Genomic DNA, 15,960 nt, shown 5'->3' on the forward strand with positions numbered 1-15,960 from the left:
GGGTCGAAGTACGGCCTGCCGGCCGCGCTCCCTGTGTCTGCCTGTCCGTGCCTTGCTCGGGTGGTGCTCCTGGTCACTCCCAGGTGGTGTGCTCGAAGGCTAGGCGAGGTCCCCGAGCCGGGTCAACGCAATTAACGGCAGTTCCCTGGAACGGGCGTGTCGACGGCGTCCGCGCAGCTCGACGACCCGTCGGTCCGGCCTCAGTCGGCGAGGGTGGCGAGCACGTCCTCGCCATAGAGCTCGAGCTTGCGAGCGCCGATCCCCGGCAGCCCGGACAGCTCCCGCAGCGACCCCGGTCGGGCCTCGGCGACCGCCTGCAGCGTGGCGTCGGTGAAGACGACGTAGGCCGGCACCGACGCGGCGGTGGCCGTGCTGCTGCGCCAGGCGCGCAGCCGCTCGAACCGTTCTCCCGCCTCCCCCTCCAAAACGACCTTGGGGCGCTTGGCCGACCGTTTGGCCAGGGGCGCGCCGTCCGGGGCCAGGCCGTCGAGGAACCGGCTCCGCGGGCGGGACCGGCGTCCGCCGGGGTTGCGCGCCAGCGACCAGGACAGCGTGAGCTGCTCCCGGGCGCGGGTGACCGCCACGTAGAGCAGCCGGCGCTCCTCCTCCACCGCATCGGGCCGGCTCTGCGACTGGGCGATCGGCAGCACTCCGTCGACCAGGCCGACGACGAACACCGCATCCCACTCCAGGCCCTTGGCCGCGTGCATCGAGGCGAGCGTGACCCCCTGCACCGTCGGAGCGTGCTGGGCGCCGGCCCGCTCGGCGAGGTGGGCCACAAAGCCGCCCAGGTCCAGCGTCGGCTCCTCGGCGACCAGATCGACCGCCAGGTCGACCAGCGCGGCCAGGGACTGCCAGCGGTCGCGGGCCGCGCCCCCGGCGGACGGGCGGTGCTCCACCCAGCCGGTGGAGGCCAGGACGTCGCGCACCGTCGGCACCAGCGCCCCCGGCTCGCTGCCCCCGGCCGCGGCGCCGCGCAGCAGCAGCACCGCCTCACGCACCTCGGGCCGTTCGAAGAAGCGCTCGCTGCCCTTGAGGACGTAGGGCACGCCGACGTCGGTGAGCGCGGACTCGTACACCTGGGACTGGGCGTTGATCCGGAACAGCACGGCGATCTCGCTGGCGGGCAGCCCGCCGTCCACCAGCTCCCGGCAGGCGCGGGCCACCGCGGCTGCCTCGGCCGGCTCGTCGGGGTGCTCGACGAACCGCGGTTCGACGCTGTCGCGCCGCTGGCCCAGCAGGCGCAGGCCGGGCAGGCCCTTGCGCGGCGTGGCCTGGCCGATCAACTTGTTCGCCAGCCCGACCACCTGCGGGGTGGAGCGGTAGTCGCGCTCGAGCTTGACCACCTCGGCGTCGGGATAGCGGTCGGCGAAGCCGAGCAGGTAGTCAGGGTCGGCCCCGGTGAAGGAGTAGATCGTCTGGTTGGGGTCGCCGACCACGCAGACCTCGGCCCGGCCGCCGAGCCAGGCGTCCAGCAGCCGCTGCTGCAGCGGGTTGACGTCCTGGTACTCGTCGACGACGAAGTACCGGTACTGGCCGCGCACTTCCCGGGCGACGTCCCGGTGCTCCTCCAGGGCGTAGGCGGTGACCAGTAGGAGGTCCTCGAAGTCCAGCGAGCCGTCGCGCTGCTTGGCTGCCTCGTAGCTGCGGTAGACCTCGGCGACCGCGGCCGCCTCGAAAGGTGCCTCGCGGCCGGCCGCCTTCGCCCGGGCGGGGTAGTCCTCCGGCGTCGCGAGCGTGGTCTTGGCCCACTCGATCTCGCTGGCCAGGTCACGCAGGCTGGCGCGGTCGGTGGACAGCCGAGCCCGGGACGCCGCCGCCGCGACGACCCGCAGCTTGTTCTCGATCAGTTCGGGCATCGGGCCGCCGAGCACGCGCGGGGCGAAGTAGCGCAGCTGACGCATCGCCGCGGCGTGGAAGGTGCGCGCCTGCACCCCGCCCACACCCAGCGCCGACAACCGACTGCGCAGCTCCCCGGCGGCCCGCGCGGTGAACGTCACCGCCAGCACCTGCTCGGGGACGTAGACACCGGTGTGCACCCCGTAGGCGATCCGGTGGGTGATCGTGCGGGTCTTCCCGGTGCCGGCACCGGCCAGGATGCAGACCGGGCCCTGAACGGCGGAGGCAGCCGCCCGCTGCTGCTCGTCCAACCCGGCGAGCACCTGCTCGGCGGCACCCGCGGCGTCGGCGTCCGACTGATGGTCGATCTGCGGCATCCCCACGGACCTGATCCTCCCAGCCGCCCCCGCCGTCCGGGGGGAAGCATCCCCAGGCGCCCGGCGTTGGAGACCTCGGGCCGGCGCCGGGCCATCCGCCCCCCGGGTGGCCGCTGCCGACCGGAACGAGAGAGGATCGTCCTGATGAGCACTCCCGGGACTGCCGTGACCATGTACACCACGAGCTGGTGCGGGTACTGCGTGCGGCTGAAGAAGCTGATGCAGCGCGAGGGCATCGAGTACGGAGAGGTCAACATCGAGCTCGACGAGGGCGCCGCCGAGCTGGTCATGAAGGCCAACGGCGGGAATCAGACGGTGCCGACGCTCGTCTTTGCCGACGGGAGCGCGCTCACCAACCCCAGCATCGACCAGGTGAAGTCCCAGCTCGCGGGTCTGCCGGGCGCATGATCCCCGGCCCCCGGCCGCTGGCGGGCGACGACCGCCCCCAAGGTTGCTGTGGGAGTCTCCCGTGCGACGACGCGCCGGCGGCCCCGCCGGCACGGAGGGAGGGTGCGGTGAGCGAGACGGTCCGTGGTACGTCGGCGACGTCCGCACCGGCGGACGCGTGGCCGGACGACGTCGTCCGCACCCCCGACGGGCTGCCGGCCGTGGTGCTGGTGCGCACTGCTCGGGGCTGGACCCCGCTGCACCCCGCCGAGCAGCTGGGCGATCTGCCCCTGGTGGAGGGGATGACGCTGGCCGACCTCGTCGCCGAGGAGGCCGGAGCGGTCCCCGAGCCCGGCCGGCAGGCGCGGCTGGCCGCCCGCAAGGGCCCGGCGCCCGACGCCCCCACCGAGGTCCCCGACCCGAGGGACGCCGAGCTGGCCGAGCTCCGTCGCACCGTCGGCCAGCTGGAGCACGCCCTGGCCGCGCGGGTCTCGATCGAGCGGGCCATCGGCGTGCTCGCCGAGCGGCACGGCTCCTCCCCGCGCGAGGCCTTCGACGAGCTACGCCGCCGCGCCCGCGCCCAGGGGCGCCCGGCGCAGGAACTGGCCCGCGAGGTGCTCGACGGACTGCCTGCCCGGGCCGCCGTCCCCGGCCAGCGGACGACGTCAGACCCCGCGCACGACCACCGCCCGACCGCCGACACGCTCCCGGGGCCGCGGCCGCCCACGGTCCGCCGCGTGACCCGCCGTCCCCGGCCGGCCGCCAGCCCCGGCACCGGGGCGGAGGCGCACAACTGAGCGCTCCGCGCCCGCTCTTCCCTGCCGCTCTCGCCGAACTGCTGGCCGACCTCCTCGCCGTCGTGCCGGCCGAACCCGGCGCTCCGGTGCTGCGCGTCGCGCTGGACGGGCCGCAGCTGAGCGCGCCCGCCGGCGGTGTCGCCGGGCCGGATGCGCTGGCGAGCCGGCTGGCCGACCTGCTGCCTGCCCGCAGCCGGCCTGCGGTGATCGTGCCCGCCGAGGGCTTCTACCGGCCGGCGTCCCTGCGGCTCGAGCACGGCCGCACCGACCCCGACGCCCGGTACAGCGACTGGCTGGACTCCCGAGCGCTGGCCCGGGAGGTGCTCGACCGCGCCGGGCCGCGCGGCTCCGGGGAGTACCTGCCGGCGCTGTGGGACGTGGCGCGTGACCGCGCCGCCCGAGCCGCCTACCGGCCCGCACCGCCCGGCGGGGTACTGCTGGTCCCGGGCTCGCTGCTGCAGGGCCTCGGGCTGGCCTTCGACGTCGTCGTCCACCTGCGGGTGAGTCCGGCCGCGCGTCGGCGGCGCACGCCGGGCGAGCGAGCCTGGGAGCTGCCCGCCTTCGACCGCTACGACGCCGAGGTCGACCCCGCCGCGCTGGCCGACGCCGTGGTGCTGGCCGACCACGCCGACCGGCCGGCGTTGGTGCTACAGGGCCGCTTCGCGAGCTGAGCGCGTCAAGGGCCCCCTCCCGGGCACCGCCCCGAGCTTGCGAGGGGTGGGGAGGAGGGGGTCCTTGTTCAGCTGAACTCGCCGGTCACCCAGCGGTCGATGATGTGCCGGGCGATGGACACCCCGGGCGGCAATGCCTGCGGACCGGCGCCGGAGCGCAGCTCGTCCCGGCTGAACCAGCGCGCCTCCTCGATCTCGTCGTGGTCGATGCGCAGCTCCTCGTCCAGCGCCCGGGCGACGTAGCCGAGCATCAGCGACTGCGGGAACGGCCACGGCTGGCTGGTGACGTACCGGACGTCGGTGACGGCGATCCCGACCTCCTCGGCGACCTCGCGGGCGACCGCTCCCTCGGCGGACTCCCCCGGCTCGACGAAACCGGCCAGGATGGAGAACCGGCCGGCCGGCCACACGGCCTGACGGCCGAGCACGCAGCGGTCACCGCCGTCGTGGACCAGCATGATCACCGCGGGATCGGTCCGCGGGAACACCTCGGTGCCGGTCTCCGGGTCGCGCTGCACCCACCCGGCGCGCTCGATGGTGGTCGCCGCGCCGGACACCGGGCTGAACCGGTTGCGCTCGTGCCACTCCACGATGCCGACCGCCTGGGCCAGCAGACCGGCGTCCAGATCACCGAGGTCGGCGCCCAGCTCCCGGAGCCCGGCCCAGTGGTCGACGGGCCGGCCGCTGACGGTCAGCGCGCGCTGCCCTCGGACGGCGGCGTAATGCACGCCCTCGGCCTCGCCGAGGTAGATGGCGCCGGTGGGCATCGCCGGGCGCTCGTCGTAGACCAGCTCGGGGCCGTCCGTCCCCTCGTGCACCGGGACGCTGCGCTGGTCGTCGACGGTGAGTACCCGCACCGGGCGGCCCTGGGCCGGGTCGGCGAGCGCCCGGGCCAGGTGGCCGCGGTCATGAGCGGCACGGGAGAGCACCGGCACCGCGTCCGGCGTGGAGGTCGCCGAGGTCGGCCACTCCGCTGTTCTCACCGGCACCGGATTGTCCGCCGGCGTGCTGCCGCCCGCCGGGACGCTCATGCCCCCGCCGCCTGAGCGGTGACGTCGACCGGTCCAAGCGCCCGCAGCGGCTCGGTGACGGTGCCGGCGTCGCCGACGACCACCGCGGTCAGCCCCGCCGGGTGCAGCCAACGGCGGGACGCCTCCGCGACGTCGGTGACGGTGACGGTGGCCAACGCGCGCTGGTGGTCGGCCAGCCACTCGGCCGGCAGACCGGCCCCGAACAGCGCCGACAGCGTGCTGGCCAGCCCCGAGTGGGTGGCGGTGCCCAATGCCAGCGTGCCCAGCAGGTAGCGGCGAGCGGACTCCAGCTCGGGCTCGGTGACCGGGGTGACCGCCATCCGGCCCAGCTCGTACCAGGTCTCCAGGAAGGCCGGCCCGGTCACCTCGGTGGCCACGTCGGCCTCCACAACGAATGACGAGCCCGCCATCAGGTGCTCCACGGAGCTCCGCGGACTGTAGGTGTAGCCGCGCCGCTCGCGGATGTTCTCGACCAGCCGGGAGGAGAAGTAGCCGCCGAACACCATGCTGGCCAGCCGGACCGCCGGCAGCGCCGGATCCGTGCGTGCCGGGGCGGGCCCGCCCAGCCGCAGGTTGGACTGCACGGCCCCGGGACGGTCCACGACCTCGAGGTGGCCCGGCGCCAGGATCGGAACGGGCGGGGCCACGACGGCGACGCCCTCGGCCGACCAGTCGGCCAGCGCCGAGCCCACGACGTCGGCGGCCGAGGCCGGGTCGACGTCGCCGACAAGCACCAGCGTGCTGCCGGCCGGGAGCACCCGGTCGCGGTGCAGCCTGCGCAGGGCGGTGGGGGTGACCGTGCCGACCAGCTCCGGAGCCGGCAGCTGCTGGGCGTAGGGGTGCACGCCGTAGCGGCGCGCGGCCAGCGCGGTGCGGGCGACGACGCCGGGCTGGGACCGGGCGATTCCGATCCGCTCGACGACCCGCCCCCGCTCGGCCTCCACCTGCGGCCCGGGGTAGGTGGGCCGGCTCAGCAGCTCGGCGAGCACGCCGAGGACCGCGCCCAGACCGTCGGACAGCATCGTGGTGGAGAACAGCAGCCGGTCGGGGTCGGCGGAGACGGAGAGCTCCGCGCCGTGGGCCTGCAGCAGCTGGGCGAGCTCCAGCTGGTCGTGCGCGGCGGTGCCGAGCAGGACGGCGCCGGTCAGCACCGAGGTACGGGCGGCGTGGGTCGCCGCACTGCGCGGCGCCGAGGCCGCGAAGGGGACCCGCAACCGCAGCTCCACCAGCGGCACGCCGGCCCGGGGGACGACGACCAGACGCAGCCCGTTGGGCAGCGTCCGCTCGTGCACCTCGGGGACCGGCTGCGGCCGGGGGTCGCCCAGCGGCGGCACCAACGAGAGGTCGAGGACGGGTGCACTCATCGACCCACCTCCGGTGACGGAGCGGAACGGCTACGCCGTGCTGTCGAACACATCATCGGGTTCCTCCGGTCGCGCGCAGCTCGAGGACGGCGGCGGTGTCCGGGGACAGCCCGCGGGCCGCGGCCTGCACCTGTTCGGGGGTGACCGCGGCCAGCCGGGCGGCCAGCTCACCGGCGAGCTCGGCGCGGCCGTGGATGAGCTCAGCGGCGGCGAACCCGAGGGTCCGGCCGAGCACCGAGTCGGCCTGCTGGAGCAGTTGCGCCTCCGTGCGGGCCTGGATACGGGCCAGCTCGTCGGCAGGGACCCCCTCGGTGGCCACCCGGTCGGCCTCCTCGTACACGGCGGCGAGCACCCGCTCAGCGGGCACCTCAGCGGGGTGGTGAACCTGGGTGACCAGCAGCGTGGCGTCCCGGACGTCGAACGGGTCGCCGAACAGGCCCAGGTAGCTGCTCTGCCCGACCGCGATGCGGTCGGTATGCAGCAGCCGGCGCTCCAGCCGGGAGGCGTCTCCCTCGCTGAGCAACTCGGACAGCAGCACGGTGCCCAGGTAGGTATCGAAGTCGCCGACCGGGTCGGGCACCCGCCAGCCGATCGCGACGGCCGGCGCGGGGGCCAGCCGGTCCTCGACCACGCCGTGCCGGGCGGTGGTCGGCGAGGGCTCACCGGTCTCCGGCACCGGCGGGGCGGGGCGGGGCTCCACGGCCTCGAACCAGCGGCGTACCAGCCGCTCGGTCTCGGCCACGCCGAGGTCGCCGCCGACGCAGAGGACGGCGTTGGCCGGGGTGTAGTACCGGGCGAAGAAGTCGGTCGCGTCCTCGACGGTTGAGGACTCCAGGTCGACGAAGGAGCCGTAGCCGTCGTGGGTGTTGGCGAAGCTCCCGAAGGCGATCGGCGGCAGCTGCAGCCAGGGGAAGGCCCCGTAGGGCCGGTTCAGCACGTTGACCCGGATCTCCTCCTTCACCACGTCGATCTGGTTGCGGAGGTTCTCCTCGGTGATCGCCGGCGCGGCCATCCGGTCGGCCTCGAGGAAGAGCGCGCGCTCGAGGGCCTCGACCGGCAGGGCCTCGAAGTAGTTGGTGTAGTCCAGGTGGGTAGAGCCGTTGAAAGTGCCGCCGGCGGCCTGCACGAGCCGGGCGTGCTCCATCTTCGGGACGTTCGCCGAGCCCTGGAACATCATGTGCTCGAAGAGGTGGGCGAACCCGGTGCGGCCCACGGGCTCCGAGCGCATCCCCACGTCGTAGAAGACGCTGACGGCCACCACCGGGACGCTCCGGTCCGGGGCGAGGACGACCCGGAGTCCGTTGTCGAGCGTGAAGCGCTCCACGGGGTGCCGCAGGGTCAGGTCTGCAGCTGCTGTCACATCCAGGACCCTAACCGCGCCGAACGACACTCCGGTCGTCGGTTCCTCCCACGGAGGGGAGCCCAGCTCACAACACGTCGACGTCGCCCAGCACCCGGTCGATCACGCCGTAGAGCTCGGCATGGGTGTTGGGGATCGACAGGTACAGCAGCGCCGGCGCCGGCCGGCCGACGTCGATGAGCAGCAACGCCGCCCGCTCTCCGCTGGCGTCGTACCCCTCGACGTCCCAGGACAGGTCGAACTCGTAGACCCACGCAGCGGCGCCGTCCACGGTCAGGGCCGCCGACCGGCGCACCGTGCGCTCGTTGGGCCCGGGGTAGTAGTTGGCGCGGACGCTGTCGGCGATCGTCTGCACCGTGCTCTCCAGGCTGGCCGCGCCCGACCAGCCGTAGCCGTCGACCACCGGTCCCGAGGTGCACTGCGCGATGAACTCGCCCAGGGAGTCCGGCAGCGTCTCCTGCGTGACGAAGTACTGGCCGGCCACGCTGGCGGTCTCCACCGGCGCGCCCTGGCCGTACTCGTACCAGCCGTCGCCGAGGAACGGATAGGAGATCCCGGCGTCGGGATCGACGATGCGCACCGTGCCGGGCGCGAACGTCGGCCCGGCCGGGATGGTGGGCACCGCGGTGGGTGCGCCGGCGTCGTCCCGGCCTGACCCGCCGGTGAACACCCCCACCAGCAGGAGGACGACCACCAGCGCCAGGACGCCGGCGCCGACGAGCAGCGGGGTTCGCCGCGAACGGCGCGCCGGGGCGGTGGACGCCCACGGCTGGGACGGCGGGACGGTGGGGTGCGGCGGCGACTGGAACGCGGCTCCGACGGCGACGCCGGGGCCGGCCGGGGTGGTCACGTCGGACCAGGAGAACCCGTTCCACCAGCGCACCAGGCCCGGAGCGCCGTCCGGATCGGGGTACCAGCCCGGCGCCGCCGTCGCCTGACCCCCGCCGACCTCACTCACGCCGTCACCCTATGCGGACGGGACGGCCTCGTCCGGCTGCCGTTACCTGCGCCGCGGGTCCAGCCGCCGCAACAGGCGGCGGCCGGCCCGGAGCGCGGTCGGCGCCGCCTCCGCCACACCCGTCGGGGAGGGACGGTCCGCCGGACGGGACACCTCGATGCCGCTGACCGACAGGACCGCCCGCGCGGCGGCGGCCATGCCCCCGGCCGACGACCACCGCTGACCGGGGTCGGCGGCCAGGCCCCGCAGCACCACGCCGTCCAGGTCCGGCGGGATGTCCGGCCACAGTGACGAGGGGGCCGGCGGCTCGGCGGCCGGCAGCGGCGGCCGGCCGGTGAGCAGCTCGAACAGCACCCCGGCCAGCGCGCAGACGTCGGCCCGCGGGCCCGGGTCGACCGGGAGCGCGAGGCCCAGGCCGGTCACCTGGACGACGTCCGCACCGGCGTTCGCGTCGCCGGACCGAGCGAGCAGCACGTCGGCAGCCGAGAGACGGCCGTGGACGAGGCCGGCGGCGGAGGCGGCGTCCAGCGCCCGGGCGACCTGGCCGACCAGGTCGACGGCCCGGGCCGGGTCCAGCGCGCCGGACCGGGCCAGCAGCGAGGCGAGGTCCTCCCCCTCGACCAGACGCGCGGCCAGGAACAGCCGGCCGTCGACCTCCCCGTAGCGCTCGACCGGGACGGCGTGCGGTTCGGTGAGCCGGGCGGCGGCCCGCGCACACGTGAGGAACCGCTGGCGGTAGGCGCCATCCGAGGTCCACTGCGGGTCGAGCAGCGTCAGCGCGACGTCGTGCCCGCGTTCGGTGTCGGCGGCGCGGAACACCTGGCCCAGCGCCCCACTGTCGAGCACGCCGAGCACTCGATAGCCGCCGACCTGCTCCCCGACGAATTCCTGGGTCATCGCGGGAAGCTGACCCCTGCGAGTTCGCGCCAGAGGTGGGCGGCCGCCTCGGCGCCGCGGTACAGCATGGGCAGCAGCACCCGCTCGTTGGGCGAGTGGATGCGGTCGGTGGGCAGGCCGGCGCCCAGGAAGACCAGCGGGGCACCGAGGATGCCGGCCAGGTCCGCCTCCGGCCCACTGCCTCCCTCACGGGTGAACAGCACCTGATCGGCGTCGGTGTCGAACGCCAGGCCGATGGAGCGCAGCAGCGCGGCCATCGCCGGGGAGTCCAGGTTGCTGGCGCAGGGGCCGACACCGCCGGCCGGCACGTGCACCTCGGCCTCGATGCCGGCCGGGGTGTTGGCCTCCACCCACGCCCGCACCTGATCGGCGAGGTCGGCCGGCACCTGGTCGGCGACCAGCCGGAAAGTGACCTTGGCGTGCGCCTCGGCCGGAACGATCGTCTTGTGGCCGGGGCCGGTGTAGCCGCCCCACATGCCGTTGACCTCCGCGGTCGGGCGGGCGCCGACCCGCTCCAGGGTGCTGAAGCCGGCCTCGCCGGTGGCCACCCGGGAGGCGGCGGGGCCGGCCAGCCATTCGGCCTCGTCGAAGGGCACCCGGCCCATCAGCTCGCGCTCCCGGTCGGTCAGCGGGCGCACCTTGTCGTAGAAACCGGGCAGGGTGACCCGGCCGGACTCGTCGTGCAGGCTGGCCAGCAGGTCGGCGAGGGCGTGCAGCGGGTTGGGCACCGCGCCACCGAACGAGCCCGAGTGCAGGTCGACCGCGGGGCCGCGCAGGGTGATCTCGGCGTCGGCGAGCCCGCGCATGGCCGTGACCGCGCTGGGCACGTCGGGGGCGGCCATGCCGGTGTCGCTGACCACGATGACGTCGCAGCGGAGCCGGTCGGCGTGCTCGCGCAGGAGGTCGGGGAAGTTGGGCGAGCCGGACTCCTCCTCGCCCTCGACGATCAGCTTCACCGTGACCGCGGGGGTGTCCCGACCGGTGGCGGCGAGGTGGGCGCGCATGCCGAGCAGGTGGAAGGCGACGTTGCCCTTGTCGTCGATGGCGCCGCGGGCGTGCAGCTCGGGGCCGTCGGGGCCCTCGATCCGGGTGGGCTGGAAGGGCGGGTGCTCCCACAGCTCCAGCGGGTCGACCGGCTGGACGTCGTGGTGGCCGTAGACCAGCGCGACCGGTGCGCCGGCGTCCGCGGAAGGCCACTCGGCGTAGACGGCGGGGGCTCCGGCGGTCGGCCAGATCTCCACGGTCGGGAAGCCGGTGCGGCGCAGCGCCTCGGCCAGCCACTCGGCGCTGGCGGCGACGTCGCCGGCGCACGCCGGGTCGGCCGAGATCGACGGGATCCGCAGCCAGGCGTCGAGGTCGGCGTGCAGGTCGTCGAGGTGGGTGGTGACGAAGTCGCGTTCCGCGTTGCTGCTCACGGCCCCGACCGTATCCGGTGGCCCCGCGGCCGCCTGCCGTGGAGTGGCCGGCGGGCTAGGTTGCCGGGGTGACCGTGGGCATGCAGCAGGTGGACGTCGGGGACCTGACCTTCGACGTGCGGACCGACGGCCCCGAGGACGGCCCGCCGGTGCTGTTGCTGCACGGCTTCCCGGAAACCTCGCTGAGCTGGTCGTCGGTGACCCCGCTGCTGGCCGAGGCGGGGCTGCGCACCTACTCCCCGGACCAGCTGGGCTACTCCCCCGGTGCCCGCCCCGACGAGGTGGGCGCCTATGCGCTGCCGAACCTGGTGCAGGTGACCGCGGACCTGATGACGGCGCTGGACATCCCGGTGGCCGACGTCGTCGGGCACGACTGGGGCGCGAACGTGGCCTGGGCGATGGCGGCCTGGCACCCCGACCGGGTGCGCACGCTGACCGCGGTCTCGGTGCCGCACCCGACCGCGTACACGCTGGCCTTCCGCGCCGATCCGGAGCAGAAGGAGCGTTCGGGCTACATCAAGCTGTTCTGGCAGGCCGGCAAGGCCGAGGAGGTGCTGCTCGCCGACGGCGCCCGCCGGCTGCGCCGGATGCTGGACTCTCCGGCGAGCGGCGTGCCGGCCGAGGCGGTGGACGTCTACGTGTCGCAGCTGTCCGCGCCGGGCGCGCTGACCGCGGCACTCAACTGGTACCGGGCGATGAGCTCGGGGACGCCGGTGGACCCGGTCAGCGTGCCGACCACCTACGTGTGGAGCGACGAGGACGTCGCGGTGGGCCGGACGGCGGCCGAGGCGTGCGCCGACCAGGTCACCGGCGACTACCGGTTCGTGGAGTTGGCGGGGATCACCCACTGGATCCCCGAGCAGGCGCCTGAGGCGCTGGCCCAAGCGGTGCTGGACCGGATCGCCTCGGGTCGCTGAGCTCAATCCAGCACGAGCCTCATCCCGAGGTGGCTCGCCGTGAAGCCGAGCGACTCGTAGACCCGGTGCGCAGCCGGGCGGGTGGCGTCCGTGGTGAGCTGCACGAGGGCACAGCCCCGTTGCCGCGGCTGCTCGACGGCCCAAGCCAGGAGCTGGCTGCCCACTCCCGATCCGCGGTGGGCCACGGCGACCCGGACCGCCTCGATCTGCGCGCGTTCCCCGCCGCGGCGCACCAGGTGCGGCAGGAAGGACAGCTGGAGCGTGGCGATGACCTCGTCGCCGTCCTCTACCACCACGAGCCGGTGCCGCGGGTCGTCCCGAATGGCGGCGAAGGGCCGCCGATACTGCTCGCGCAGCGGCTCGCCGGGCTGTTCGCGCCCAGCGCCCAGCACGTCGTCTGCGTACAACGCCACGATCGCGGGGAGGTCCCGCTCCTCGGCGTCCCGGACGATCACTCGCCGGCCCCGGTGACCAGGGCGAGCAGCCCGGCCTCGTCCAGCAGGTCGACCGGGCGCAGCGTGACCCCGGCGGCGACGTGGTGGAAGCCGGCGCTGACCCGTTCCACGGGCACGCCGCTCAGCCGCGCCCAGCCGAGCCGGTAGGCGGCCAGCTGCACACCGGTCGCCGACAGCTCGGCTGCGCCCGGCACCGGACCGGTCTTCCAGTCGATGACCTCGTAGCCACCGGCCCCGTCGCTGTAGATCGCGTCGATCCGCCCGCGCAGCGTCAGTGGCCCCAGCGGCGTCTCGAACGGCGCCTCCACGTCGACCGGTTGCCGATCGGCCCACTCGCCGGCCAGGAACGCGCGCTGCAGACCGGCCAGGGCGGCGTCCGGCGCGGCGGCCGCGTCGCCGGACCCGGGCAGCTCGTCGAGGTCGATGAGCCGCGCGGTGCCGAACCGTTCCTCCAGCCAGGCATGGAAGGCGGTGCCGCGGCGGGCCAACGGAGCGGGTGCGGCCGGCATCGGCCGGCGCAGTCGACGGGCCAGCTCGCCCGGGTCCCGACGCAGCGCGACCAGCGAGGAGACCGACAGGTGCGCCGGCAGCGGCACGTCGACGGTGCCGCGGTGGGTCTCGGCGCGCTCGCGGAGCAGCAGGTCGGCGTCCCGCAGCCAGTCGGCGACCAGCGGGTCGTCGGTCGCGCCGAGGGCATCGTCGGTGAGCGGGTGCGGCCGGCTGGCGGCGACCTGCTCGGCGGCCGCGGTCAGCGCCCGCCGCCGCCCGGCCGACAGCGGGTCGGCCGGCCAGACGCCGACCGGCCACTCGGCGAGCACCGGGTTATCGGCCTCTTCCGGAGGCGCGGGCGCCCACGCGTCGACCACGCCGGCGCCGGCCTCGCAGGCGTCCCGAACGGCGTGCAGCAGGGACGACGGCCCGCAGGGCTTCTTGCCGTCCCGCCACCAGCTGCCCGAGCAGACCAGCAGGTGCTTGGCCCGGGTGACCGCGACGTAGCCCAGCCGCACCTCCTCGGCGAGCCCGAAGTCCTTCCACTCGGCGACGTAGTCGTCCAGGGCGTCGCGCACCGCGGCCTGGTCACCGGAGCCCGGCACCGGCAGCCGCAGCGCCGGCAGCTCCGCGCGGTCGGTGGCGCGCAACTCGGCCGGCACCGCCCCCGGGTCGCGGATCCAGGAGTCCGAGGCGTCGGTGCGGGCCGGGAACTGGTCGACGGTCATCCCCGGCACGGCGACGACGTCCCACTCCAGCCCCTTGGCCGAGTGGCCGGTGAGCAGCTGCACCGCCTCGGGGTTGACCGCCACCTCGCCGGGCTCCAGGCCGCGCTCCCGGACCTCGGCGTCGGACAGGTAGCCGAGGAACGCCGGCAGCGACGGCAGTTCGGCGAGCTCGGTGAACTCCGCGGCCACCTCGTGCAGGGCGTCCAGGTGCGCCCGGGCACCGCCGGGGGTCACGTCGGGGTGGCTGGCCAGCTCGGTCTCCAGCCCCAGGACCCGGACCACCTCGTCGACCAGGTCGGGGAGCGACTCGCCCAGCCGGGACCGCAGGCCGGCCAGCTCGGCGCCGAGCCGGCGCAGCCGGCGGTGCGCTTCTGTCGAGTAGGCCTCGGACCGGCCCAGGTCGTCGAGGGCCTCGATGATGCTGCCGCGTTCCCGCGGCGGGGCCGGGACGGCCGGGTCCTCGCCGCCGGGCACGCCGTCGGCCGGCGCCTCCGGAGCGGGCGGTGCACCGGACCCGGGGGCCGTGGCGCGCTCGCGGACGAGGGTGCGGGCGCGAGACTCCAGCGCCGCCAGGTCACGGGGGCCGATCCGCCAGCGGGCGCCGGTGAGCAGCCGGCCCAGCGCGTCGCCGGCGGTCGGGTCGACCAGCACCCGGAGAATGGCCACCACGTCGGACACCTCCGGCACGTCGAGCAGCCCACCCAAACCGACGACCTCGACCGGCAGCCCACGTTTCCGGAGGGCGGCGGCGATCCCGGGCAGCTGCGCGCGGCGGCGGACCAGCACCGCGACGGTGGGCCGGGTGGTGACAACACCGTCGTCCCCCGGACGACCCCGCGGCCGGGAGCCGTCCCCGTGCGGCTCGCAGCCGCATCCGGCACTCCCCGGGGAGGCCTCCGGCCCCCCACTCGTCCGGCCGTGCCAGCAGTCCGCCAGCCGGTCGGCAAGCGCTTCGGTCTCCTCGGCGACGGTCTCGTAGAGGCCGCAGTGCGCCTCGCCCGGGCCGGCGACCGGCGAGGGCGCGAGGTCGGGCAGCGGCTGGTCGGGCTCGGGTAGCGCAGCGGCCACGGTGTTGGCGACGGCCAGGACCGCCCGGTCGTTGCGCCAGCTGGTGGACAACGTCAGCCGCTCGGCGGGTCGGTCGGGCGTACCGGGGAACGTGCGGCCGAACCGTTCGATGGTGCCCGCGGAGGCGCCCCGCCAGCCGTAGATCGACTGCCGCGGGTCACCGACGGCGAGCACCGGGTGCCCCCCGGGCCCGCCGAAGAGCGCCTCGAGCATCCGGAGCTGGCCCACGCTGGTGTCCTGGTACTCGTCGAGCAGCACCACCCGCCAGCGGGCACGCTCCCGCCGGGCCGCCTCCGGGGAGGTGACCGCGACCGTAGCGGCGAACGCGACCTGATCGGCGTAGTCGATGGCGCCGGCGGACCGCTTGCGCGCCTCGAACGCCTCCACCATGGGCAGCAGAGCCACCCGGGCCCGCTGACGGGCGAGCAAGTCGGAGACGTTCTTGTAGACGCCCTTCTTGCGCGGTGCGTCGGCGTAGCCGTGCACCTGCTGCTCCAGCCGCGTCGTCCAGGCCCGCAGCGCGGCCGGGCTGATGTCGTGCTCGCCCAGCTCGGCAGCCAGTTGCAGGACGTCCTCGGTGGTGGTGACCAGGCCGAGCGCGACGTCGCTCATGTCGCCGGTGTGCCCGGCCACCACGGTGGCCGCCTGCCCCCAGCACATGGCCGGGCCGAGCACGCCCGCACCAGGCTCGACACCGATCCGGAGCCCGTGTTCGGCGACGATGCCGGCGGCGTAGCCGTGGTAGGTGGCCACCGTCGGCGCGGCGACCGCGAGCCGCTCGCGCAGCGCCGGGTCGGTGTCGGGGTGCTGGGCCAGCGCCGCCAGCCGCAGCCGGATGCGGGCGCCCAGCTCGCTGGCCGCCTTGCGGGTGAAGGTCAGCCCGAGCACCGCCTCAGGAGCGACGAGCTGGTTGGCGACCAGCCAGGCCACCCGGGCGGCCATGGTCTCGGTCTTGCCCGAGCCGGCCCCGGCCACCACGACCAGCGGCCGGTCGACCGGCGCCTGCACCACCCCGGCCTGCTCGGGCGAGGGCGCGTAGGACAGCCCGCACCGTTCGGCGACCTCGGCCGGGGTGAGCAGCCGCGGCAGGTCGGGCACCGCGGGGACCACCAGTCCGGGCAGGTCGAGGGCCAGCTGTTGAAGGACCTCGTCCTGCCCTCCGCTCGCACGCTCGCGAGGGAACCCGGGACGAGGCCACAAGCCCTCA

The 15,960-nt window shown here is 75.3% G+C and carries 13 protein-coding genes; 4 read left to right on the forward strand and 9 right to left on the reverse strand.

Translation table 11 applies throughout. The features are described from left to right. Positions 1–200 precede the first annotated feature (200 nt). Positions 201–2,216: an ATP-dependent helicase gene (locus BLW04_RS00410; RefSeq protein ID WP_091536740.1), complete on the reverse strand. Its 2,016-nt coding sequence runs from the start codon at positions 2,214–2,216 to the stop codon at positions 201–203. A 144-nt stretch (positions 2,217–2,360) separates the two neighbouring features. Here BLW04_RS00410 and BLW04_RS00415 point away from each other — a divergent pair, with 144 nt between their 5' ends. The 3 genes from BLW04_RS00415 to BLW04_RS00425 all read left to right on the forward strand — a co-directional run bounded on the left by BLW04_RS00415 (position 2,361) and on the right by BLW04_RS00425 (position 4,071). Further along, positions 2,361–2,624, forward strand: a complete 264-nt coding sequence (locus BLW04_RS00415; protein WP_091535940.1) for a mycoredoxin — start codon at positions 2,361–2,363, stop codon at positions 2,622–2,624. Positions 2,625–2,731: 107 nt separating this feature from the next. Continuing rightward, positions 2,732–3,400, forward strand: coding sequence for an ANTAR domain-containing protein (locus tag BLW04_RS00420; RefSeq protein WP_254780908.1), 669 nt, complete (start codon positions 2,732–2,734; stop codon positions 3,398–3,400). Between the two features lie 62 nt (positions 3,401–3,462). Continuing rightward, positions 3,463–4,071: a nucleoside/nucleotide kinase family protein gene (locus BLW04_RS00425; RefSeq protein ID WP_254780909.1), complete on the forward strand. Its 609-nt coding sequence runs from the start codon at positions 3,463–3,465 to the stop codon at positions 4,069–4,071. Positions 4,072–4,139: 68 nt separating this feature from the next. Here the strand turns inward: BLW04_RS00425 and nudC are convergent, their stop codons facing one another. The 6 genes from nudC to BLW04_RS00455 form a co-directional block, all read right to left on the reverse strand. Next, positions 4,140–5,102, reverse strand: coding sequence for an NAD(+) diphosphatase (nudC, locus tag BLW04_RS00430; protein WP_091535946.1), 963 nt, complete (start codon positions 5,100–5,102; stop codon positions 4,140–4,142). Further along, the gene (locus BLW04_RS00435) at positions 5,099–6,466 is read right to left on the reverse strand and encodes a M16 family metallopeptidase (protein ID WP_091535950.1); all 1,368 of its coding nucleotides are present in this window, start codon (positions 6,464–6,466) and stop codon (positions 5,099–5,101) included. Before BLW04_RS00435 ends, nudC begins: the two co-directional genes overlap by 4 nt. A gap of 52 nt (positions 6,467–6,518) precedes the next feature. Further along, on the reverse strand, positions 6,519–7,826 hold the full coding sequence (locus tag BLW04_RS00440; protein WP_091535954.1) for a M16 family metallopeptidase: 1,308 nt from the start codon (positions 7,824–7,826) through the stop codon (positions 6,519–6,521). A gap of 67 nt (positions 7,827–7,893) precedes the next feature. Continuing rightward, on the reverse strand, positions 7,894–8,784 hold the full coding sequence (locus BLW04_RS00445; RefSeq protein ID WP_091535958.1) for a DUF2510 domain-containing protein: 891 nt from the start codon (positions 8,782–8,784) through the stop codon (positions 7,894–7,896). Between the two features lie 42 nt (positions 8,785–8,826). Then, complete coding sequence (locus BLW04_RS00450; RefSeq protein WP_091535962.1) at positions 8,827–9,681, reverse strand: protein kinase; 855 nt, start codon at positions 9,679–9,681, stop codon at positions 8,827–8,829. Continuing rightward, positions 9,678–11,096 carry a M20/M25/M40 family metallo-hydrolase gene (locus tag BLW04_RS00455; RefSeq protein WP_091535964.1) on the reverse strand — a complete coding sequence of 473 codons (1,419 nt, stop codon included), beginning with the start codon at positions 11,094–11,096 and terminating at the stop codon, positions 9,678–9,680. The genes BLW04_RS00450 and BLW04_RS00455 overlap by 4 nt, the downstream gene beginning before the upstream one ends. A gap of 68 nt (positions 11,097–11,164) precedes the next feature. Here BLW04_RS00455 and BLW04_RS00460 point away from each other — a divergent pair, with 68 nt between their 5' ends. Then, entirely contained in the window at positions 11,165–12,013 is an 849-nt protein-coding gene (locus BLW04_RS00460; protein ID WP_254780910.1) for an alpha/beta fold hydrolase, read from the forward strand. 2 nt (positions 12,014–12,015) lie between these two features. Here the strand turns inward: BLW04_RS00460 and BLW04_RS00465 are convergent, their stop codons facing one another. Together BLW04_RS00465 and BLW04_RS00470 are read right to left on the reverse strand one after the other, a co-directional pair. Next, positions 12,016–12,468, reverse strand: a complete 453-nt coding sequence (locus BLW04_RS00465; protein ID WP_091535968.1) for a GNAT family N-acetyltransferase — start codon at positions 12,466–12,468, stop codon at positions 12,016–12,018. Further along, the gene (locus tag BLW04_RS00470) at positions 12,465–15,851 is read right to left on the reverse strand and encodes an ATP-dependent DNA helicase (protein ID WP_254780911.1); all 3,387 of its coding nucleotides are present in this window, start codon (positions 15,849–15,851) and stop codon (positions 12,465–12,467) included. Before BLW04_RS00470 ends, BLW04_RS00465 begins: the two co-directional genes overlap by 4 nt. Between the last annotated feature and the right edge of the window lie 109 nt (positions 15,852–15,960).

Source organism: Modestobacter sp. DSM 44400 (assembly GCF_900107175.1).
Classification (GTDB): Bacteria; Actinomycetota; Actinomycetes; order Mycobacteriales; family Geodermatophilaceae; genus Modestobacter.